We start from the raw sequence: 22,327 nt of genomic DNA, 5'->3' as shown, positions 1-22,327 counted from the left end.
GCTCGATCTGCCGGATGGTGGGATCAGGTCTCGTGCAGGACATGAGCGGCCTTGACGGCGGCGGAGGCGCGGTTTTCGACGCCGAGCTTCACATAGATCTGTTCGAGATGCTTGTTTACGGTGCGCGCCGACAGGCCGAGAATCTCGCCGATATCGCGGTTGGCCTTGCCCTTCGCAATCCACAACAACACTTCGGATTCTCTCTGTGTTAGCGAGAAATGCCGGCGCAGCACCTCGTCATCGGCGCGCGCATTGTTTGCCGTCAGGCGAAACAGATATTCGTCAGCACCGATCGCGCCCAAAAAGGCAAGCTGAAGCACCTCCTTGCCGGCATGCGAAAGCGAGATCGCGCCGTCGCGAGCTGAGGCCGGGCGGGTTTTCATCCACTCGGCAATCTTAGTGACCACCGTGTCCATGGCGTCGTCTCTGTCCATTGCAGCGTTGACGAGGCGTGTTGCCTGTGGCGTCGACCAGTGAATGTCGCCGTCGCCCTTGACCGCAAGCAAATGCCGGCCGGCAGCGTCCAGCGCAACGCGCGCGCTCTGTGTCGAACGTGCGTTGCGCAGGTGGACACCGATCCGCGCTCGCAGCTCGTCGATATTGATCGGCTTCGTCAGGTAGTCGACGCCTCCGGATTCAAGAGCGCGAACGACATGCTCGGTTTCCGTCAGACCGGTCATGAAGATGACCGGTATCTGGCTGATTGCCGGGTTCGATTTGAGTTTCCTGCAAGTCTCAAAGCCGTCCATAGATGGCATGACCGCATCCAAGAGAATGAGGTCTGGGGTAATGCGCTCCACAATATTCAGCGCAGCCGAGCCCGATGTGGCGATCAGTACGGAGAAGCCGGACTGCTCCAGAGCATCGGTCAGGAACCCCAATGCTTCCGGCGAGTCATCCACCAGCAAAACGATATCGCGCGGGAGCTCAGCCAAGGGTTTCTACCTTCTCATCAAAACGGTGGAGGAAGTTCATGAGGCCATTCAGATCGAATGAGGCCGCATAGGAACGAAGCTCCTCTGTAAATGGCTGATTTGCCTCATCCTTGGCAAGGTCGGTGAGCTTTGCTTCGATGCCTCTGATGTAGCCGATCTCGGCGAGCCGCAACAATTCCTGGACGTGTGCAGGCCCCGGGCTGACCAACGGTTGTTCGCGCTTGACAGCGGGTGGCTGGACGTCCTCCGCATAGAGCCATTTCAAGCCGAGATGGAGCGCAAGCTTGTCCCGCAGCTGCCTGATGTCGACGGGTTTTCCGATCGCATCGTCGTGGCTGTCGTCACTGTCGCGGTGAGCTGCAGCGTCGCCGATATTGGCGGACAGCATGACGATCGGAGCGGTTTGTCCATTGGCCCGCAGGCGAGAAACGAGTTGCCAGCCATTCATGCCGGGCATCGAGATGTCGACGAGGAACAGATCGGGCTGAATGCCTTCGATCAAGGTTAGGCAGTCCGCCCCGCTCGCCGCCGTCAGGACGATGAAATCTAGTGGGGCAAGCACCTCGCGCATCATTTCGCGGTGATCCTCGTTATCGTCCACGACGACGATCGTGCGTCGAGGGCCGTTGTAACTGACGATCTTTTTTTCCTGCGGCGGGACGACCATTTCGCGAAGGACCGCTGAAAGCATGAGCCGAACCCGGAACACGGTTCCATGATCCTTCTCGCTGCTCACCGAGATTTCGCCGCCGAGCGTGTTGGTCAGCAGTTGCGTGATTGTCAGGCCAAGACCGAGGCCTGGCATCGGCCGGATGCTGTCGGCTTCTCCACGCTGGAACGGCTCGTAGATGCGGGTCAGATCCTTCTCGGCGATGCCGCGCCCGGTGTCGGTGACGGTGAAGGTCGCGACTTGGCTGCGATAGCCGACGTCGAAGGTGACGCTGCCCTCGTCCGTGAACTTGATGGCATTGGAAAGCAGGTTGACCAGAATCTGGCGGAGCCGCTTTTCGTCGGTGCGCACGAAATGGGGCAGGGCGGGCGAGCGGTCGTGATGGAAGGTCAGTCCCTTGGCTTGCGCCTGCGGGCGGAACATGTCGACGACCTGATCCAGGAAATCCTGGATGTTGATCTCATTGGAATAGACCTGCAGACGCCCGGCTTCGATCTTGGAAATATCGAGGAGGCCATCGATGAGGCCGGACAGATGCTCCGCGCTGCGGCGGATGACCTTGATCGAGGACTGGCGTGGAGCCGGGATCGTTTCGTCGCGCTCGAGAATCTGCGCGTAGCCGAGCACCGCGTTCAGGGGCGTGCGCAGTTCATGACTGAGACCGACCACATAGCGGCTCTTGGCCCGGTTGGCCGCCTCCGCCGTCTCCTTTGCGGTCTGCAAGGCGGCGTCAGTCTTCTTGTGGGCAGCGATTTCCTTCAACAGCAGCGTGTTTTGGCGGGACGACTCCTCTTCGGCTACCACGCGGCTGTCGTGCGCCAGGACATAGAACCAGCAGACGACGCCCGCAATCACGGCAAAGACGAAGAAGACGACGAGGATCGTTCCGTTGACGACCTCGGCGGTCTCAGGGGACGCTGAGGAAACCTGATGGGCGATCATCGCGAGGATGACGCCGACGGCCGTCAGCGCCAGCACGACGGCGATGCCGTAGCGACCGAGGCGGGTGGTCAGCTTCTCGACCACGGTTTCCGGCAGCACTGCCTTGGCGACCGTGCCGATCTGCGCGTTGAAGTGCGCCTTCGGCTTGCACATATCGTGGCAGCGGCTGTCGAGCGAACAGCAGAGCGAGCAGATCGGCGCCGCATAGGCCGGGCACCAGGCCATGTCTTCCGGCTCGAAGGGATGCTCGCAGACGGAGCAGGTGATGTTGGTGAGGTTCTTCCAGCTGTGGCGCGGCTTGCGGGCCAGATAGAACTGGCCTCTTGTCCCCCAGGCAATCAGGGGCGAAGCGATCAGCGCGACGACAAGTGTGATGTAGGGCGCCAGCGATGCGGCGATGGAGCCGAACACACCGAAATGCGCGATTAGCGCAATGCTAGCCGACAGTGTCATTGCGCCGAGGCCAACCGGGTTGATGTCGTAGAGGTGGGCGCGCTTGAATTCGATGCCGGGAGGGGCCAGGCCGAGCGGTTTGTTGATGAAGAGATCGGCCGAGATCGTGCAGAGCCAGGCCATGGCGATGATCGAGAAGATGCCGAGCGTTTCCTCGAGCAGCTTGTAGATGCCGAGTTCCATCAGCAGAAGGGCGATCGCGACGTTGAAGACGAGCCAGATGACGCGACCGGGATGGCTATGCGTGAGGCGGGAGAAGAAGTTCGACCAGGCGAGCGACCCCGCATAGGCGTTCATCACATTGATCTTCAACTGCGAGACCACCACGAAGGCCGCCATCAGCAAAAGCGCGGCATTGTGCCAGGGGATCATGTAACCGAAGGCCGTCAGGTACATCTGGGCCGGATCGGCGGCACGATCGACCGGCACGCCCGAAGCGAAGGTGAGTACGACGAGGAAGGAGCCCGCAAGCAGCTTCGGCGCCCCGATAATCACCCAGCCGGGACCGGCCAGAAACACCGCGAGCCGGTGGCGCCAGTTGCGCTGCTTTTCCGGCGGCAGAAAGCGCAGGAAGTCGGCCTGTTCGCCGATCTGCGACATCAGCGCCAGGATGACGGCCGAGGCGGCACCGAACTCGACGAGATCGAACGGTGCTACGGTGCCCGGCGGCCCGGAAGCATGGCGGATACCGGCAAAGGCGCGCCAGAGATCGAACTTCTCCCAATCCATCACGGCGATGAAGAGGAAGGGCAAAACGTTGAGGACGATCCAGAAAGGCTGAGTAAGCAATTGGAACCGGCTGATCAGCCGGACGCCGTGCGTGACCAGCGGAATGACCATGACGGCGCTGATGATGTAACCGATCCATAGCGGGATTCCGAGCGTCAGCTCCAGCGCGCCGGACATGATCGATGCCTCGATCGCAAACAACATGAAGGTGAAGCTGGCATAGATCAGGGATGTGACCGTCGAGCCGATATAGCCGAAGCTTGCGCCGCGGGTGAGCAGATCGATATCGACGCCGTGGCGGATCGCATAGCGGCTGATCGGCAGGCCGATGGCGAGCATGGCGATGCTGGCGACGACAATGGCGAAAAAGGCGTTGGTCGTACCGTAAGAAAGGGTGATCGCACCGCCGATCGCTTCCAGCGCCAGGAAAGAGATGGCGCCGATCGCCGTCTGCGAGATGCGCTGCGACGAGAACTGCCGGGCGCTCTTTGCGGTAAAGCGCAGCGCGTAGTCTTCCAGCGTCTGGTTCGCCACCCAGCGATTGTATTCGCGCCTGACCGGAATGATGCGTTGCCGCGCTGCCATGCCTTGGTGCCAGCCCCTTTGTTCCCCTTGTCATGCGTTCGTAACACGGAACGACACGAGGCTTAAGAGTGCCGTGCAGCGCAAAACTGCACATTTCGCCCCGTCCACTACGTCATATTACGTATACGCTTTCGCAGTGCAGCACCGGATAGTCCCTTAAGCAACAGTTAACTGCCGGTTTCGGCCTGTTGTCCAACAAGAAGAGGGGATCAACCAGATGAATCTCAAGTCCTATATCACGGGCGCCGCACTCGGCGCCGTCCTGTCGGCCACGGCCGCTTTCCATGGAGCCGTTGCGGCTGACGACACCATCAAGGTCGGCGTTCTGCATTCGCTGTCCGGCACGATGGCGATCTCCGAAACGACGCTGAAGGACGCCATGCTGATGCTCATCGACGAGCAGAACAAGAAGGGCGGCCTTCTCGGCAAGAAGCTCGAAGCTGTCGTCGTCGACCCGGCTTCCGACTGGCCGCTGTTTGCCGAAAAGGCACGCGAACTGATCGAAAAGGACAAGGTTGCGGCCGTCTTCGGTTGCTGGACGTCCTCGTCGCGCAAGTCGGTTCTGCCTGTATTCGAAGAGCTCAACTCGATCCTCTTCTACCCAGTCCAGTATGAAGGCGAAGAGTCTTCGCGCAACATCTTCTACACGGGTGCTGCTCCGAACCAGCAGGCGATCCCTGCGGTCGACTACCTGATGGAAAAGGAAGGCGTTAAGCGCTTCGTTCTCGAAGGCACCGACTACGTCTATCCGCGCACGACGAACAAGATTCTGGAAGCCTATCTCGAATCCAAGGGAATTCCGAAGGAAGACATCATCATCAACTACACGCCGTTCGGCTTCTCCGATTGGCAGACGGAAGTGAAGAAGATCAAGGAATTCGGTTCCGCTGGCAAGAAGACGGCCGTGGTCTCGACCATCAACGGTGACGCGAACGTTCCGTTCTACAAGGAACTCGGCAACCAGGGCATCAAGGCAACCGATATCCCGGTCGTCGCCTTCTCGGTCGGTGAAGAAGAGCTTGCCGGTCTCGACACCAAGCCGCTCGTCGGCCACCTCGCTGCTTGGAACTACTTCGAGTCGGTCGAAAGCCCGGCCAACAAGAAGTTTATCAAGCAGTGGCACGAGTTCACCAAGAACGACAAGCGCGTGACGAACGACCCGATGGAAGCCGCCTATATCGGCTTCAACGCCTGGGTTAAGGCTGTTCAGGCTGCCGGCACGACCGACACGGATAAGGTTCTCGACACGATCATCGGCACCACCGTTCCGAACCTGTCGGGCGGCTATGCGACCGTTATGCCGAACCACCACATCACGAAGCCGGTGCTGATCGGCGAAATCCAGGGCGACGGCCAGTTCGAAATCGTTCAGCAGACCCCGGCGGTCGTCGGCGACGAATGGTCCGACTACCTGCCCGACTCCAAGGACCTGATCTCCGATTGGCGCAAGCCAATGAACTGCGGCAACTTCAATGTTGCCTCGGGCAAGTGCGGCGGCAAGGGCTCCTGAGTGCGTTCCACCCCGTCACTCTGACGCCTGAAGACTTCCGCCCGGTCTCTCCTGTCCGGGCGGAAGGTCCATCTCCGAAGCGCAGCCTTGATGCTTCGGACGGCGCCGGTTCCACGGTTAGGATCGATGCCGATTTGAAGGCTTAATTTTCTCGCTTGCGCCGGAAGGCCAACGATAACCGAGGCAACAAAGCCGATGTATCGCGCCATCAAGATTTTGCTTTTGACCCTATGCCTGGCAGTGCCGGCTTTTGCGACTGCGCTCAAAGCGCAGGAAGATATTCATCCGCTTATCGATGCGCTTGGCGTCGGCGATTTCCCTGAGCGCGAAGCCGCGATCAAGGCACTGGTCGCCTCCAAGGACCCGCGTGTCGGTGAGATTCTGCAGCTGCTGAGCGACGGCCAGCTTTACGTGAATTCCGAGACCGGCGGCCCTGTGCTGGTGCAGGGCGGCGCCGAGGATGAGCCGACCTACGCCGACCCGATTTCCGGTGAGGTCGTCTCCGACGTTGATCCGGATTACATGTCCAAGGTCAAGATCAACAATTCGTTGCGCACGGTGATTGCCACCGCTACGAGCCAGCTGACGCTGCTGAGCCCGGATCGCGGCGCGCGGCTTGCGGCGGCTCAAGGATTGCTCAAGGACGCCGATCCAGCAAACCTTGATCTTCTCACCTCGGCGCTGGCCGAAGAGAAGGACGCCGAAGTTAGGAATGCGATGGAAGCGGCGCGCGCCGTTATGGTGGCGAAGAGCGACGTCAGCGCCGAAGAGAAAAAGGCTGCGATCGATACGGTCGCGGCGCGCGGTGGGCGCGATGCGCTGACCATCCTGAATTCGGCGATGGCGACCGCGCCTGACGAACTGAAGGGCGCCATCCAGACCCATATCAATGCGATCAACCGCAGCCTCGCCCTTTGGGATGTCGGGCAGAATGTATGGTACGGGTTATCGCTCGGGTCGGTGTTGCTGCTCGCGGCGATCGGCCTTGCCATCACCTTCGGCGTCATGGGCGTCATCAACATGGCGCACGGCGAAATGGTGATGATCGGTGCCTACACGACCTACGTCGTGCAGGAGTACATCAGCTCCGCATTTCCGCAACTTGGAAACTACTCGCTGGCCTTCTCCGTTCCCGCGGCCTTCCTCTTCACTGGCTTCGTCGGCCTCGTCATCGAGCGCGTCGTCATCCGCTATCTCTACGGCCGCCCGCTCGAAACGCTGCTCGCCACCTGGGGCGTGTCGCTGATCCTGCAGCAGGCGGTGCGGACAATCTTCGGCCCGACCAACCGCGAGGTGCGCAATCCGAGCTGGATGTCCGGCGCATTCGAACTGGGCGGTCTCTCGATCACCTGGAATCGTCTCTGGATCATCGTCTTCTCGATGGTGGTGTTCTTTGCGCTGCTTGTTCTCTTGAAGCGCTCGGCATTCGGATTGCAGATGCGCGCGGTTACTCAGAACCGCCGCATGGCGTCGTCGATGGGCATCCGTACCGGTTGGGTCGACGCATTTACCTTTGCGCTGGGTTCCGGCATTGCCGGCATCGCTGGCGTCGCACTCTCGCAGATCGACAACGTGTCGCCGAACCTCGGCCAGAGCTACATCATCGACAGCTTCATGGTCGTGGTCTTCGGCGGAGTCGGCAATCTCTGGGGCACTCTTGTCGGTGCCCTGTCGCTCGGCGTCCTCAACAAGTTCCTCGAGCCCTTCGCTGGCGCCGTGCTCGGCAAGATCCTGGTGCTCGTTCTCATCATTCTCTTCATCCAGAAGCGTCCGCGCGGGCTCTTCGCACTTAAAGGAAGGGCGGTGGAAGCATGATTACGGCCTTTCTGCTCCGGTCTCTCGACCGCAAGATCATCGCTGCGATCGTCATTCTGCTCGCGGTCGCCGTGCTGGTGCCCGCGCTCAACTTGATGACCGCACCGACCAACCGCCTGCATATCCCGACCTACATCATGGCGCTGTTTGGCAAATACCTGACCTATGCGCTGCTGGCACTGGCGCTCGACCTGGTCTGGGGCTTCTGCGGAATCCTCTCGCTTGGGCACGGTGCTTTCTTCGCGCTCGGCGGCTATGCGATGGGCATGTATCTGATGCGGCAGATCGGCTCGCGCGGCGTCTACGGTGACCCTGTTCTGCCCGATTTCATGGTGTTCCTGAACTGGAAGGAACTGCCTTGGTTCTGGTACGGCTTCGACAAGTTCTGGTTTGCAGCGCTGATGGTTCTGCTGGTGCCCGGCCTGCTTGCCTTCGTCTTCGGTTGGTTTGCGTTCCGCTCGCGCGTCAACGGTGTCTATCTCTCGATCATTACGCAGGCGATGACCTACGCGCTGCTGCTTGCCTTCTTCCGCAACGACATGGGCTTCGGCGGCAACAACGGCATGACCGACTTCAAGGAGATTGTCGGTTACAGCGTGCAGGCCGATGGCACGCGCGCAGCGCTCTTTGCTGCGACCGCCATCTTCCTGGCGTTGTCGCTCTTGATCGCCTCCGCCATCGTGCGCTCGAAGTTTGGCAAGGTGCTTGTCGGCGTACGCGATGCGGAAAGCCGTACGCGCTTTCTCGGCTACCGCGTCGAACACTTCAAGCTCTTCACCTTCGTCGTCTCGGCGATGATGGCCGGCATCGCCGGGGCGCTCTATGTGCCGCAGGTCGGGATTATCAACCCTGGCGAATTTGCTCCTGCGAACTCGATCGAGGTTGTCATCTGGACGGCGGTCGGTGGACGTTCGACGCTAATTGGCCCGATCATTGGCGCCATTCTCGTCAACGGCGGCAAAACCATCTTTACCGGCCTGTTTCCGGAATTCTGGCTGTTCGCGCTTGGCGGTCTCTTCGTGCTCGTCACGCTGTTCCTGCCGAAGGGCATCGTCGGCACGATCGGCCAGTATCTGTCACGCCGCAAGCCGAATATGGAGGCCACACCGCCCGCGCTTCAGGAAGAGGGCGTCGACGCAAAAATCCAGCCGGCGGAGTGAGCGATCATGATCCCTGATGTCAAACCAATCAGCGTTCTCTATCTCAACAACGTCTCGGTTTCCTTCGACGGCTTCAAGGCGCTGAATTCGCTCTCGATCGTCATCGAACCCGGCGAACTGCGCGCCATCATCGGCCCGAACGGCGCCGGCAAGACGACGATGATGGACATCATCACCGGCAAGACCCGACCGGACGAAGGCGAAGTGTACTTCAACGGCGACGTGGACCTGACGAAGAGAGACGAGGCCGATATCGCCCAGCTCGGGATCGGCCGCAAGTTTCAGAAGCCGACGGTCTTCGAAAGCCACACGGTATGGGACAATCTGGAACTGGCGCTGAACCGCAAGCGCGGCGTCTTTGCGACGCTGTTCTATCGGCTCTCCGCCGACGACAAGGCACGTATCGAGGAGATCCTTGAAACGGTGCGGCTGACGCATCGGCGTGACGAGCTGGCTGCCAATCTCTCGCACGGCCAGAAGCAGTGGCTGGAGATCGGCATGCTTCTGGCGCAGGAGCCGAAGCTGCTCCTGGTCGACGAGCCGGTCGCCGGCATGACAGACGCCGAGACAACGGAAACCGCGATCCTGCTCAAGGAGATTGCCAAGACGCGCTCGGTGGTCGTCGTCGAGCACGACATGGGCTTCATTCGCGAACTGGGCGTCAAGGTGACCTGCCTTGCGGAAGGTTCTGTGCTGGCCGAAGGGTCGATCGATTTCGTAAGCTCCGATCCGAAGGTGATCGAGAATTATCTGGGGCGGTGAGATGCTGACAGTCGAGAATGCAAACCTTCACTACGGCGCGGCACAGGCGTTGCGCGGCATCTCCATCAAGGCTGACATGGGCAAGATCACTTGCGTGCTGGGGCGTAACGGCGTGGGCAAGAGCTCTCTTCTCCGCGCCGTTACCGGCCAGCATCCGCTGTCGGCTGGCAGTGTCAGCTTCAACGACGTGAAGCTGAACGGACTGCCGCCATTTGCCCGCGCCAAGCAGGGCATCGGCTATGTGCCTCAGGGCCGCGAGATCTTTCCCTTGCTGACGGTCAAGGAAAACCTCGAGACCGGCTTTGCGCCGCTGGGGCGCCGGGACCGTTCCATCCCTGATGATATTTTCAGCCTGTTTCCGGTGCTGCAGTCGATGCTCGGGCGGCGCGGCGGCGATTTGTCGGGCGGACAGCAGCAGCAACTGGCGATCGGCCGGGCGATGGTGACGCGGCCGAAGATCCTCGTGCTCGACGAGCCGACCGAAGGCATCCAGCCGTCGATCATCAAGGATATCGGCCGGGCGATCCGCTATCTGCGCGACAGCACCGGCATGGCGATCCTGCTGGTCGAGCAGTATCTCGATTTCTGCCGCGAGCTCGCCGACTATGTCTACATCATGGATCGCGGTGAGATCGTTCATGAGGGGCTTGCCGAAACGCTTGATACACCCGAAGCGCGTCGTCATCTGACCGTCTGATCCTGCGGCAATCCATTGGGCAGATGCTGCTTTCTTCGGCAATTCCTGAGTGCGTCGAAGCTGCTGGTCCGAAGGCGCGGAACGCATGGGCGCGGCACAGGAATTGCTTGCTTTCAGCTGGTTACTAACTTCAATGAAAACGGCTGGGGTCAACCGGCGGTGTACTGGAAAGGGATGGAATGACGAACCGGGCGGTAGCCACGAGACCGCAAAGAGCCGAGGGGTGCGGGCATCTGGCTGCAAAGACGCTCGACGGGCGCACGCGCCTGCAGGAGCTTTATCAGGAGGGAGCGGCAAAAATCCGCCTTCCCGATACATTCGATTCCTCCATGGAGGCTGTCATCATCAATACGGCAGGCGGCCTCACCGGCGGCGACCGGATGAGCTGGAACGTAAATGCCGGTCCAAGCACGCGCATCGACGTCACCACCCAGGCCTGCGAGAAGATTTACAAGGCGTCAGCGGGAACGGCCGAGGTCAACACCAGCATTTCTGTTGGCGCCAACGCTCGGGTGGACTGGCTGCCGCAGGAAACCATTCTGTTCGATCGCTCGTCGCTGTTTCGAAGACTCGACGTCGATCTCGATGATGATGCCGAATTCCTGGCCGTCGAAGCGATCCTGCTTGGCCGCAAGGCGATGGGGGAGGCGGTGGACACCGGCCTCTTTCGCGACCGCTGGCGTATCCGCAAGGCAGGCCGACTCTGCCACGCGGAAGACCTGCAATTGCAGGGGAGTGTCGCATCGCTTGCCTGTGCGGATGCTGTGCTCGGTGGCAAGGTCGCGTTTGCGACGGTGCTCTATGTCGGGCCGCGTGCGGAAGCTTATCTCAGCGCAGTGCGTCCCTTGCTCGAAGATCATATGGGCGGCGCCAGCAGCTGGGCCGGCAAGCTCGTCGTGCGTCTTTCGGCGCCCGACGGTTTCGCCTTGAGAAAAATCCTAATCCCGATCATTTCGACCTTGCGCAATGGAGCGCCGGTACCGAAAGTCTGGAATCTCTAGAACCGGATGATTTCAGGTTCTCCGACCTGAAATCTGAATCCGGTTCTAAATTAAAGAAGTAGAGCATGATGTCGTCCGAAAACCGCTTCAGACTTTTCGGCATCATGCACTGACCAAGCAGATGGATGCACGATGAACCTCACACCGAGAGAAAAAGACAAGCTGTTGATTTCGATGGCGGCCATGGTCGCGCGGCGGCGGTTGGAGCGGGGCGTCAAGCTCAACCATCCGGAAGCGATCGCGCTGATCACCGATTTCGTCGTCGAAGGCGCGCGTGATGGTCGCCCGGTCGCGGAACTGATGGAAGCCGGCGCCCATGTCATCGGCCGTCACCAGGTCATGGAAGGCATCGCGGAGATGATCCACGACGTGCAGGTCGAGGCGACTTTTCCCGATGGCACCAAGCTCGTGACGGTCCACGAGCCGATCCGCTGAGGTTCACATGCTGGAGCTGCGCCCCAATTGCGAATGCTGCGACAAGGATCTGCCGCCTGACAGTTCCGAGGCGATGATCTGCACCTTCGAATGCACATTCTGCACCGATTGTGTCGCCGATGTCCTCGGCGGTGTCTGCCCGAATTGCGGCGGCGAGCTCGTGCGCCGCCCGGTGCGCCCGGCGGCCAAGCTTGCCAAATACCCCGCCTCGACAAAGCGCGTTCTGAAGGCCGAGGGCTGTATGCCCATCAAGGCCACGTGAGGAGAAGATCATGATCCCAGGAGAAATCATTGCCGCAAGCGGCGAGATCGAGCTGAACGTCGGTGCGCCGACGGTAACGCTCGAGGTCTCGAACACCGGCGATCGTCCGGTGCAGGTTGGCAGCCACTATCATTTCGCGGAGACGAATGCGGGCCTGTCCTTCGAACGAGAGAAAGCGCACGGCATGCGACTTGATATCCCGGCAGGCACTGCCGTGCGCTTCGAGCCCGGCCAGACGCGATCGGTAACGCTGATCCCGCTTTCCGGCAAGCGCGAGGTCTATGGTTTCCGCCAGCTCGTGATGGGCAAGCTCTAAAGTGGTCCGGGAGGAAACGATGCGCGCGAGCTTGCATCTTCTGGCGGCCGGCGTTGCGATGTTCATCGCCTTCGGCGCCAGTGCCGAGGATCTGGACTGCAAAAATCCCGTCACGCAGGCCGACATGACCGCTTGTGAGCAGGTGCGTCAGGAAACCGCCGACAAGGCGCTGAACGCCCAATACAAGATTACGCGCGCGGCGCTTGCTACGCTCGACAAGGATCTCGGCGCCGATAGCGGTGCCGAGAAGGCGCTTGTAAAGGCACAGCGGGCGTGGGTCGATTTTCGCGATGCGGAGTGCGAGGCGGCAGGCTTCCAGGCGCGCGGCGGCACGATGGAGCCGATGCTGGTCGCCGGCTGCATCGCCGAGTTGACGGACGAACGCACCAAGCAGCTCAAGGAACTTGCAGAAACGATGGGCAACTGAGGTGGTTGGCAGGATCATGATCGTCGGCAACGGAGAGATCGGAGCAGAAGCGGCGGCCGCGGTGGTGGATGCCGCATTCGTGATCCGCTTCAACGAATGCCGGTCCTATGAGGCGAGCCCGGGCCGCACCGATGTCGTCGCGATCTGCAATACCGGGCGGCCAGCAAAGGCAATGCTCGGCTCCGATGCGTGGCGGGAACATCCCGGCGTGCGGGAAGCGGCGGCGATCTGGAGCGTGCGCGATCCGGAGAAATTCGCGGAGCTGCGTGCGCCACTTGCCGTATCGCATCCCGAGCTGGGTGATTTCTGCGACGATTACACGAGTCAATTCAATGCGTTCTGCACGGCCGTTGGAAAGGCGCATGTGGTCGTTGATAAAGTGATTCATGAGGCCGTCGACACGGCGCTCGCGGCTTACCACCCGGCGCCTTACGTCGTGCCGAGCAGCGGCATGATCGTGATCGCTGAAGTGATGAACAGATTTCCCGAGGCGGCCATCGATCTCGCGGGCTTCGGCCATGCGGGTTGGGAATGGCATCCCTTTGCTGCCGAACGGCAGCTTGTCGACAGTTATGTCGCCGCCGGCCGCGTCACGCGGCTGCCGGCGAGCACATCCCTTTCTTCCTCCCAAGGAGCCTGACATATGCCTTACAAGATTTCCCGCGCCGCCTATGCCAGCATGTTCGGCCCGACCACCGGCGACAAGGTGCGTCTTGCCGATACGGAGCTCTTCATCGAGATCGAGAAGGACTTCACCACCTATGGCGAAGAGGTGAAGTTCGGCGGCGGCAAGGTTATCCGTGATGGCATGGGGCAGAGCCAGGCAACGCGGGCGCAGGGTGCCGTCGATACCGTTATCACCAATGCCGTGGTTATCGATCACTCCGGCATCTACAAGGCCGATATCGGGCTCAAGAACGGCCGTATCGCGGCGATCGGGAAGGCGGGTAATCCCGATACCCAGCCGGGCGTCAACATCATCGTCGGTCCCTCGACCGAGGCAATCGCGGGCGAAGGCAAGATCATCACGGCCGGCGGCATGGACGCGCATATCCACTACATCTGCCCGCAGCAGATCGAAGAAGCGCTGATGTCCGGCGTCACCTGCATGCTGGGCGGCGGCACGGGCCCCGCACATGGCACGCTGGCCACCACCTGCACCGGCGCCTGGCATATCGAGCGGATGATCGAGAGCTTCGACGGCTTTCCGATGAACCTCGCGCTTGCCGGCAAGGGCAACGCCTCGCTGCCGGCGGCGCTCGAGGAAATGGTGCTGGCCGGCGCGTCGTCGCTAAAGCTGCACGAAGATTGGGGCACGACGCCGGCGGCGATTGACTGCTGCCTTTCGGTCGCCGACGAATACGACATCCAGGTGATGATCCATACCGATACGCTGAACGAAAGCGGCTTCGTGGAGGATACGATCGGCGCTATCAAGGGCCGCACAATCCACGCCTTCCACACGGAGGGCGCGGGCGGCGGACATGCGCCTGATATCATCAAGATCTGTGGCCAGTCGAACGTCATTCCGTCGTCGACCAATCCGACCCGGCCCTATACCGTCAACACGGTTGCCGAGCATCTCGACATGCTGATGGTCTGCCATCACCTGTCGCCGTCGATCCCGGAAGATATCGCCTTTGCCGAAAGCCGCATCCGCAAGGAGACGATCGCCGCTGAAGATATTCTTCACGATATTGGCGCCTTCTCGATCATCTCGTCCGACAGCCAGGCCATGGGCCGCGTCGGCGAGGTAGCGATCCGCACCTGGCAGACGGCCGACAAGATGAAGCGTCAGCGCGGACGCCTCAAGGAAGAGACGGGCGAGAACGACAACTTCCGCGTTCGCCGCTACATTGCGAAATACACCATCAACCCTGCGATCGCCCAGGGCCTCAGCCACGAGATCGGTTCGGTCGAAGTGGGCAAGCGCGCCGATCTGGTCCTGTGGAACCCTGCCTTCTTCGGCGTCAAGCCGGAGATGGTATTGCTCGGCGGTTCGATCGCGGCAGCTCCGATGGGCGATCCGAACGCTTCGATCCCGACGCCGCAGCCGATGCACTACCGGCCGATGTTTGCCGCCCACGGCAAGCTACGCACCAATTCGTCGGTAACCTTCGTTTCGCAGGCGTCGCTCGACGCCGGTCTGAAGAGCCGTCTCGGCGTCGCCAAGAATCTCGTCGCGGTGAAGAACACCCGTGGCGGTATTTCCAAGGCGTCGATGATCCACAACAGCCTGACGCCTGAAATCGAGGTCGATCCCGAGACCTACGAGGTCCGTGCCAACGGCGAGTTGCTGACCTGCGAGCCGGCGACGGTGCTGCCGATGGCGCAACGTTACTTCCTGTTTTGACTGTTTGGAGCCGACCGGTGTCAGAGGCCGGTCGGTCCTAACATCTTGCGTTAAGACTGAATCTTCCCTGGGTTGTTTTTTATTTTTCGATGTTCCACCTTGAGGCGGCCTGTTCATATTGGAACATTGTTGTTGTTGCGGCTTGAAAACATAGGCAAAAACAGTGGCTTATGATTTCGGCTTTATTGGTTGATTCACGGCAGAAAGCGTTGCGTTTTCGGGCACTTTTCAACCGGCGATCAATTCATAAAACTCGCTCAAATCTTAACAATTGACTTAAGAACTCGGCAGGAGTTGGCCTCTAAGCAATCTCCCTAGCGGTGGGCAAGAAGGTCGATTCGCATGAGAATTTCACTCCAGGCGGAGCTTGGCGATTTTCAGGATCGCCACACAATTTACGTGTTCGCTCTCAAGATGAGCTTCCTGGCGGTGACGCTGTCGTCGGTCGTGATAACGCTCGTATTGCCTCCGCTCGACTGGATGGGAATGTTGCCTGTCCCGCTCGCTCACGGCGTTGTCTATGGCGTCTTGCTGTCGTGGCTTATCGGCGGTGCAGTTTCGAGCATGTTGTCTCTCGTGGCAGGTCACGCGATGCATCAGCTCAGCGTCTCGCGCGCAGAGTTCGAGCACTTAAGCCGTACGGACGTGCTGTCAGGTCTTCTCAACCGACGCGCCTTTACCGAGGCATTGGGGCAGGTTGATGGAAATGCCTGCCTCGCGATCTTCGATGTGGACCGTTTCAAGGCCATCAATGATCGCTTCGGTCATGGCTGTGGCGACGCCGTGATCGTGGCCGTGTCGGCCATTCTGGCCGCCGCCTTCGACGGGCACTCCGTCGCGGGGAGGCTGGGCGGAGAAGAGTTCGGCGCGATCGTTGTCGGTGGCTCGCAGGAACAGCGGATCGAGAGAGTGCGGTCGGTCTGCGCACGTTTGGCGGCGCATCCCGTCGTTGCCGACGATTGCGTGGTTGCACTTACTGTGTCGGCCGGTATTGCCGAGCTCGAGCCGGGGCGCAGCAAGGAGGGTGCCTATTCAGCGGCAGACAAGGCACTTTACCTGGCAAAGGCGCTCGGTCGAAACCGCGTGGTGCATGAGAACGAGGGACTGCATCCGGGTTGGCGCAGGCATCTGCCGGCGGAAGCTGCGGCTGCTCGCGCGATGAATATGGATTGCGATGAGGCGCGGCTGGCCTGAAGAAATTCGGGCGGCGCTATTGTCCAGCGCCTCATTCCATCTTGCATCGTACGGGGCTATTTTGCATGGTCGCAATCTCAAGCGAATTGGACATGTCATGCAACGCGTTACTTCCTATCTACCTGTCGGAACGCCTTCCTCGAACCCGATCGGAAAAGTCGTTCTGCCGCACGACTTGAGGCATTTGCGGCGGAAGCTGCTCCATCTCGAAGACGGCGAGATGGTCATGCTCGATCTCAAGGAGCCGGTGCTTTTTGCAAGTGGCGATATGCTGGTTCTCGAGGACGGCGAACTCATCGAAATCGTGGCGGCCGACGAGAAGCTTTTCGAGGTCAAGGGCAAGGATCGCCTGCACCTGATCGAGCTCGCGTGGCACCTCGGCAATCGGCATCTCGGCGCGCAGATCGAGGAAGACCGCATTCTCATCCTGCGGGATCATGTGATCCGCTCCATGCTGGAAGGGCTTGGTGCGACGGTCCGGGAAGTTGCCGAGCCGTTCCAGCCGGCGCGCGGCGCCTATCATTCGCACGCACCCTCGCATGGGCATGACCATCACTCGCACGACTGAGCAAACATGACTGATGACGCTGATCTGCAAGCTCTGCTGCGGCTGATGGCATGGCTTTCGCCAGCCTTCCCCGTCGGGTCGTTCGCTTATTCAGGTGGTTTGGAGCGTGCCGTCCACGATGGGTTGGTCACCGATGCCCATTCGCTTGCGGGGTGGGCATCGAACCTGATCGCGCGTGGGGCTGTGTGGAATGATGCCGTTCTTCTCGCTGAGAGCCACCGCTGTCACGGACAACTGGAGCGGCTTGGCGAACTGGCGGAACTCGCTGAGGCGCTTGCCGGCTCGCGCGAGCGTCATCAGGAAACGATGCTGCTTGGCGATGCGTTCCTGTCTGCCGCCAGTGCGTGGCCAGACGAGGTCTTCGATCGATTGCCACGACCCGTGGCGTATCCAGTGGCCATCGGCGCCGTTGCGGGTGCGCATGGGGTGGCGTCGGAGAAGGCGATCGCGGCATTCCTCCATGCCTATCTCTCGCAGGCAGTTTCCGCAGGCATCCGTCTCGGCGTTGCCGGGCAGAAGGATGGCGTTGCCATTCTGTCGCGGCTGGAAGGCGAAATAGCCTCCGTCGCGAAGCGGGCAGCCGCGTCGACACTCGACGATCTCGGATCGGCGACCATCCAGGCCGATATCATGTCGCTGCGCCACGAGACGCAGCCGACGCGGCTCTTTCGATCATGACTTTATCCAGGCAGGTCCGGCCAGCCGTCACGACCTGCGTCATTTGCCGGTGGTCGCTCTTCGAGCGGGGCGCTATCATCGGCTGTTATTGGAGTTCAGAACATGAAATCAGGAAACGGACCCTTACGCGTAGGCATCGGTGGGCCGGTTGGCTCCGGCAAGACGGCGCTCACCGAAAAACTCTGCAAGGCCATGCGTGACGAATATTCCGTCGCCGTTGTCACGAACGACATCTACACGACTGAGGATGCCGAGGCGCTGATGCGCATGCAGGCTTTGCCGTCGGATCGGATCGTTGGCGTCGAAACCGGCGGTTGCCCGCATACGGCAATCCGTGAAGACGCTACGATCAATTTGCAGGCCATCGCCGGCCTCAACGAGCGGATTCCCGATCTCGATGTTGTTTTCATCGAGTCGGGCGGCGACAATCTGGCTGCCACCTTCTCTCCTGATCTGGCGGATATCACGATCTACGTCATCTCGGTTTGCCAGGGCGAGGAAATCCCGCGCAAGGGTGGCCCCGGCATTACCAAATCCGACCTTCTCGTCATTAACAAGAAGGATTTGGCTCCCTATGTCGGCGCGGACCTGGAAGTCATGGACCGCGATGCGACCCGCATGCGCCAGGCACGCCCCTTCGTTTTCTCCGACATGAAACGCGGCGATGGCGTCAATTCCATCGTCAGCTTCCTGAAGGAACACGGTGGCCTCTAGAGGTCAGACCTGCCTCAGCACATTGATATCCTCGATCGCGATGGCGCGGCCGCTAACGCTTACGCCTGATGTGCGCAAGGTGGAGAAGGCACGTGACAGTGCCTCCGGCGCAAGGCCCAGCTTTCGTGCCAGAAGGCTCTTCTGGAATGGAAGGCGCAAGGAGGCGCGCGTGCCTTCATTCGTGCAGTGTGTCAGCAGGTAATGCGCGACGCGCTGCGGGCTCGTCTGCATGCGATCCCGCGCCAGGCAATCCATGGTCGAAAGCAGATGCTGCGAGAGGCTACGCGCGATCGCGCCGCCAATGCGCGGGCGCGCGTCCAGTAGCGCTTTGACCTGTGCGATGTCGAAGCGGGCGAGGATCGCGTGTTCCATCGCTTGGGCGTTGTAATTGTATCCTTCGCCGGCAAGCACCAGGCATTCGCCGAAGCTGTCGCCCGGCTCGCAGATGCTGATATCGGCTACGCGGCCTTCGGCGTCGCGAAAGAGGCGAACATAGCCGCTCAGCACGCAGTAGAAGTAACGTGCCTTCTCGCGTTCGCGGAAGAGAACGTCCTGCGGCTCATAACGCACCGCCACCGCGCAAGACAGCAGAGCATCTTGCTCCTGCCGGTCGAGGCTGGACGCGATCAATGCACCACCAAGCACCGCACGCTGCGCGCCGCTCAGTTTCAAAGCTCTGGTCATCTGTTTCTCCCTGTGGCGCGGCAAGTGCCGCCCCTACCTGATACTGGTAAGGGTAACCGGGGGGTGCAGTTCAGAACTTGATCTCGATCAAATGTGGCCTAATAAAAAAGCCGGGGCGTGACCCCGGCTTCTGAATTGGCGGCTACTCCGCCGCGAAAGGCGGCAGGCGCACGACATTGCCTGATTTGCCGCGCTTGCCTTCCGGAGTCTCGATTGCGGTTACCCGGCCTTCAAGGGCGCCAACAACCTGCGTGAGCTCTTCGCGGGACATTGCCAGATCTTCCTTGTCCTTCCTGCCCACCAGACGGCCGAACATCCAGGCAAGCAGACGGGAGAGATCGTCCATGATCAGGAAGAACGAAGGCACGACGACCAGCGAAAGCACGGTCGACACGATAATGCCGCCGATCACGGCAATCGCCATCGGCGCGCGGAATGAACCGCCTTCGCCAACGCCGAGCGCCGACGGCAGCATGCCTGCCGACATCGCGATAGAGGTCATGATGATCGGGCGGGCGCGCTTGCGGCCTGCCTCGACCATGGCCTCCACCCGCTCCATGCCGCGATGTCGCATCTCGATCGCGAAGTCGACGAGCAGGATGGCGTTCTTCGTCACGATACCCATCAGCATCAGGATGCCGATCATGACGGGCATGGAGAGCGGGTTCTGGGTGACGAGCAACCCGACTGCCACGCCGCCGATCGCAAGTGGCAGCGAGAACAGGATGGTGAAGGGCTGGATCACGTCCTTGAAGAGGAGGATCAGCACAGTCAGCACCAGCATGAGGCCCATCAACATGGCGTTGACGAAGCTCTGCTGCATTTCGGTCTGGACCTTCGTATCGCCGCTTTCAGCCAGCTGGACCGTCGGAGGGATCTTGGCCTCAGTGACGATCTGCCGGAACCGAGCGGATGCCGTGTCGAGCGCCACACCCTGCGGCAGGTCGGAGCCGATCGAGACCACGCGGTAGCGGTTGTTGCGCTTGATTGAGCTGACGCCCTCCGAATAGTCGATATCGGCGACGGTGGAGAGCGGCACGGTGCCGCCGCTCGCGGTCTGGATCTTCAGTGCCCGCAGGGCGGCAAGATCGCGGCGCATGTCGAGCGACGCCTGGACGCGGATCGGAATCTGGCGATCGTCCAGGTTGATCTTGGCGAGGGCCGCATCAATGTCACCGATGGTGGCGACGCGGATGGTCTCGGAGATTTGTTGCGGCGTGATGCCAAGACGGGCAGCCTGGTCCTTGCGGGGGCGGACCTGAAGTTCAGGACGGGGCAGGGCGCCCTCGGCGCTGACGTTTGCCAGCAGCGGATCGGCACGCAGCTTTGACTCCAGGATGCCGACAGCGCCGTTCAGGTCCTTCTCGTTCTTCGAGAGGAAGTTGAACGACAAGTCGCGCTCGCCGCGATCGTTGAGCTTCAGGATACGCACGTCAGGGATATGGCGGAGTTTGGCAAAGACCTCCTTTTCGATATCCCACTGCGGGCGAACGCGACCCTTCGGTTCCACCTTCGGCAGATACGGGCCGATGATCGGCAGTTTCCCAAGGAAATCATCGACAAGCTTTTTCGAAAGCCTCTGGTCGAGCTTATGGAGCGTGAGCGTAACGGTCGCGCGGCGCAGTTCGAGGTCGCCCTTCGGAGACGCGCCGCCGAGGACGAATGCGCTTTCAACGCCGTCGATATCCTTGACGTCTTTGTAGATCGCATCCGTTGTCGCATCGGTATCGTCGAGCGTCGCGTTCGGCGGCAGTTCGACGGACAGCACGATGCGCGATGCATCTTCCGGCGGCAGGAAGCTGCCGGGCACCTGCGCAAGCAACATGACGGAGCCAACGAGGAACGCGATCGCCGCAAGCAGCGTCGCATAACGCGTCCACCACCGCCGGGTCGTGGCGCGCACGAGGCGCGTGTAACCGCGGAAGAAGAGACCATCATTGTCGTGATGGTCCTCGATGCCGTCTTCCGCACGCATTAGGTATGCAGCCATCATCGGCGTGATGAGGCGTGCCACCATGAGCGAGAAGAAGACGGAGAAGGCGACCGTGAGACCAAACTGAATGAAGTACTGGCCTGGGATGCCGGGCATAAACGACACCGGCACGAACACGGCGATGATCGTGAAGGTCGTTGCGATCACCGCGAGGCCGATTTCGTCGGCGGCCTCGATTGCCGCGCGATAGGGAGTCTTGCCCATCTTAATATGACGGGCGATGTTCTCGATTTCGACGATCGCATCGTCAACGAGAATACCTGTCGCGAGCGTCAGGGCCAGGAAGCTGACTAGGTTCAGCGAGAAGCCCATCAGGTCCATAATCCAGAACGTCGGGATCGCCGACAGCGGCAGTGCGACTGCCGAAATTAACGTTGCACGCCAGTTCCGGAGGAACAGGAAGACGACGATGATTGCAAGTACCGCGCCTTCGATCAGCGTATCGATGGCCGCTTCATAGTTGCCGTATGTGAAGTAGACGGAGTCGCTGATCAGCTCGATACCGACGTTCGGGTTCTCGGCCCGAACCTTGTCGAGGCTCTTGGCGACAGTCTCCGCAACGCTGACCTCACTGGCGCCCTTCGAGCGGAACACGCCGAAAGTGACGACTGGCGTATCATCGAAACGCGAGAAGGACTTCGGCTCCTGATAGGTGTCCTTGATGGCGCCAAGGTCGGACAGCTTGACGAAACGACCGTTCGGCAGCGCGATCGTTGTGTTGGCGAGTTCCGCCACGTTGCGGGCATCGCCGAGCACCCGGATCGCCTGCTCGCTACCCGCCACCTGGCCGCGGCCGGAGCCGAGGTCCACGTTGGTGCCGCGCAGCTGCTGGTTTACGCTCGCGGCGGTTATGCCGTGGGCGTTCAGCTTGTCGGGATTGAGCTCGATGCGTACTTCACGCTCTGCCCCGCCGTAACGGTCCACGCGGCCGATACCGGCCTGCCCCTGAAGGGCGCGCTTGATCGTGTCATCGACGAACCAGGAAAGCTCTTCAAGCGTCATATCGGGTGAGGAGACGGCGAAGGTCTGGATCGCCTGGCCCTCTACGTCGACCTTCGAGACGATCGGCTCTTCCACGTTTGCCGGCAGGTCGCTGCGGATGCGGTCGATCGCATCCTTGGTGTCCTGAACAGCCTGCTCGGTCGGAATTTCCATGCGGAACATGACGACCGTCTGCGACTGGCCATCTGTCACCGTCGACTGGATCTCATCGATCCCGGTTATGCTGGCAACGGCGTCCTCGATCTCCTTCGTCACCTGTGTCTCGAGCTCGGCGGGCGAAGCGCCGCTTTGCGTGACGACGATGGAAACGAGCGGAACGTCGATGTTCGGAAAGCGCGTGATCGGCAGCTTGTTGAAGGACTGGATGCCGACGAAAAGCAGAAGTGCAAACGCCAGAAGCGACGCGACTGGATTTCGGATAGACCAGGCTGAAAAGTTCATC

20 protein-coding genes are annotated in these 22,327 nt (G+C 60.8%); 16 read left to right on the top strand and 4 right to left on the bottom strand.

The window, feature by feature from the left end; translation table 11 throughout:
* Window positions 1-23: 23 nt before the first annotated feature.
* Together PMI09_RS06975 and PMI09_RS06970 are read right to left on the bottom strand one after the other, a co-directional pair.
* Window positions 24-935, bottom strand: a complete 912-nt coding sequence (locus PMI09_RS06975; RefSeq protein ID WP_007790282.1) for a response regulator — start codon at window positions 933-935, stop codon at window positions 24-26.
* Window positions 928-4,314 carry a hybrid sensor histidine kinase/response regulator gene (locus tag PMI09_RS06970; RefSeq protein WP_007790280.1) on the bottom strand — a complete coding sequence of 1,129 codons (3,387 nt, stop codon included), beginning with the start codon at window positions 4,312-4,314 and terminating at the stop codon, window positions 928-930. The genes PMI09_RS06975 and PMI09_RS06970 overlap by 8 nt, the downstream gene beginning before the upstream one ends.
* A gap of 217 nt (window positions 4,315-4,531) precedes the next feature.
* On the opposite strand from PMI09_RS06970, the gene urtA reads away from it, so the two are divergent.
* From urtA to ureG, 16 genes are all read left to right on the top strand, one after another.
* Window positions 4,532-5,824: an urea ABC transporter substrate-binding protein gene (urtA, locus tag PMI09_RS06965; RefSeq protein WP_007790278.1), complete on the top strand. Its 1,293-nt coding sequence runs from the start codon at window positions 4,532-4,534 to the stop codon at window positions 5,822-5,824.
* Window positions 5,825-6,019: 195 nt separating this feature from the next.
* Window positions 6,020-7,639 carry an urea ABC transporter permease subunit UrtB gene (gene urtB / locus PMI09_RS06960; RefSeq protein ID WP_007790276.1) on the top strand — a complete coding sequence of 540 codons (1,620 nt, stop codon included), beginning with the start codon at window positions 6,020-6,022 and terminating at the stop codon, window positions 7,637-7,639.
* Window positions 7,636-8,799, top strand: a complete 1,164-nt coding sequence (gene urtC, locus PMI09_RS06955) for an urea ABC transporter permease subunit UrtC (RefSeq protein ID WP_007790274.1) — start codon at window positions 7,636-7,638, stop codon at window positions 8,797-8,799. Before urtB ends, urtC begins: the two co-directional genes overlap by 4 nt.
* A 6-nt stretch (window positions 8,800-8,805) precedes the next feature.
* The gene (gene urtD / locus PMI09_RS06950; protein ID WP_007790273.1) at window positions 8,806-9,561 is read left to right on the top strand and encodes an urea ABC transporter ATP-binding protein UrtD; all 756 of its coding nucleotides are present in this window, start codon (window positions 8,806-8,808) and stop codon (window positions 9,559-9,561) included.
* Between the two features lies 1 nt (window position 9,562).
* On the top strand, window positions 9,563-10,258 hold the full coding sequence (gene urtE, locus PMI09_RS06945; RefSeq protein WP_007790272.1) for an urea ABC transporter ATP-binding subunit UrtE: 696 nt from the start codon (window positions 9,563-9,565) through the stop codon (window positions 10,256-10,258).
* A gap of 179 nt (window positions 10,259-10,437) precedes the next feature.
* The gene (locus PMI09_RS06940; RefSeq protein WP_007790271.1) at window positions 10,438-11,259 is read left to right on the top strand and encodes an urease accessory protein UreD; all 822 of its coding nucleotides are present in this window, start codon (window positions 10,438-10,440) and stop codon (window positions 11,257-11,259) included.
* Window positions 11,260-11,391: 132 nt separating this feature from the next.
* On the top strand, window positions 11,392-11,694 hold the full coding sequence (locus PMI09_RS06935) for an urease subunit gamma (RefSeq protein WP_007533656.1): 303 nt from the start codon (window positions 11,392-11,394) through the stop codon (window positions 11,692-11,694).
* Between the two features lie 7 nt (window positions 11,695-11,701).
* Window positions 11,702-11,956 (top strand): DUF1272 domain-containing protein, encoded by a 255-nt coding sequence (locus PMI09_RS06930; RefSeq protein WP_007790270.1) that lies wholly within the window; start codon window positions 11,702-11,704, stop codon window positions 11,954-11,956.
* A 10-nt stretch (window positions 11,957-11,966) separates the two neighbouring features.
* Window positions 11,967-12,272 (top strand): urease subunit beta, encoded by a 306-nt coding sequence (locus PMI09_RS06925; protein ID WP_007790266.1) that lies wholly within the window; start codon window positions 11,967-11,969, stop codon window positions 12,270-12,272.
* A gap of 19 nt (window positions 12,273-12,291) precedes the next feature.
* Complete coding sequence (locus PMI09_RS06920; RefSeq protein ID WP_007790265.1) at window positions 12,292-12,699, top strand: lysozyme inhibitor LprI family protein; 408 nt, start codon at window positions 12,292-12,294, stop codon at window positions 12,697-12,699.
* 16 nt (window positions 12,700-12,715) lie between these two features.
* Window positions 12,716-13,339, top strand: a complete 624-nt coding sequence (locus PMI09_RS06915) for a hypothetical protein (protein WP_007790264.1) — start codon at window positions 12,716-12,718, stop codon at window positions 13,337-13,339.
* 3 nt (window positions 13,340-13,342) lie between these two features.
* On the top strand, window positions 13,343-15,052 hold the full coding sequence (gene ureC / locus PMI09_RS06910; RefSeq protein WP_007790263.1) for an urease subunit alpha: 1,710 nt from the start codon (window positions 13,343-13,345) through the stop codon (window positions 15,050-15,052).
* Between the two features lie 342 nt (window positions 15,053-15,394).
* Window positions 15,395-16,246: a GGDEF domain-containing protein gene (locus tag PMI09_RS06905; protein ID WP_007790262.1), complete on the top strand. Its 852-nt coding sequence runs from the start codon at window positions 15,395-15,397 to the stop codon at window positions 16,244-16,246.
* 97 nt (window positions 16,247-16,343) lie between these two features.
* Window positions 16,344-16,814, top strand: coding sequence for an urease accessory protein UreE (gene ureE / locus PMI09_RS06900; protein ID WP_007790261.1), 471 nt, complete (start codon window positions 16,344-16,346; stop codon window positions 16,812-16,814).
* A 6-nt stretch (window positions 16,815-16,820) separates the two neighbouring features.
* Window positions 16,821-17,492 (top strand): urease accessory protein UreF, encoded by a 672-nt coding sequence (locus PMI09_RS06895; RefSeq protein ID WP_007790260.1) that lies wholly within the window; start codon window positions 16,821-16,823, stop codon window positions 17,490-17,492.
* Between the two features lie 102 nt (window positions 17,493-17,594).
* Window positions 17,595-18,206 carry an urease accessory protein UreG gene (gene ureG, locus PMI09_RS06890; RefSeq protein WP_007790259.1) on the top strand — a complete coding sequence of 204 codons (612 nt, stop codon included), beginning with the start codon at window positions 17,595-17,597 and terminating at the stop codon, window positions 18,204-18,206.
* A gap of 3 nt (window positions 18,207-18,209) precedes the next feature.
* On the opposite strand, the gene PMI09_RS06885 is transcribed toward ureG, so the two are convergent.
* Window positions 18,210-18,890 (bottom strand): Crp/Fnr family transcriptional regulator, encoded by a 681-nt coding sequence (locus PMI09_RS06885; RefSeq protein WP_007790258.1) that lies wholly within the window; start codon window positions 18,888-18,890, stop codon window positions 18,210-18,212.
* A gap of 142 nt (window positions 18,891-19,032) precedes the next feature.
* Complete coding sequence (locus PMI09_RS06880; RefSeq protein ID WP_007790257.1) at window positions 19,033-22,326, bottom strand: efflux RND transporter permease subunit; 3,294 nt, start codon at window positions 22,324-22,326, stop codon at window positions 19,033-19,035.
* Window position 22,327 lies beyond the last annotated feature (1 nt).

This window comes from Rhizobium sp. CF122 (genome assembly GCF_000282035.1).
In the GTDB taxonomy this organism is placed as follows: Bacteria; Pseudomonadota; Alphaproteobacteria; order Rhizobiales; family Rhizobiaceae; genus Rhizobium.
The sequence above is the reverse complement of the archived record's forward strand: the minus strand, read 5'-3'. Positions and strand labels throughout refer to the sequence as shown.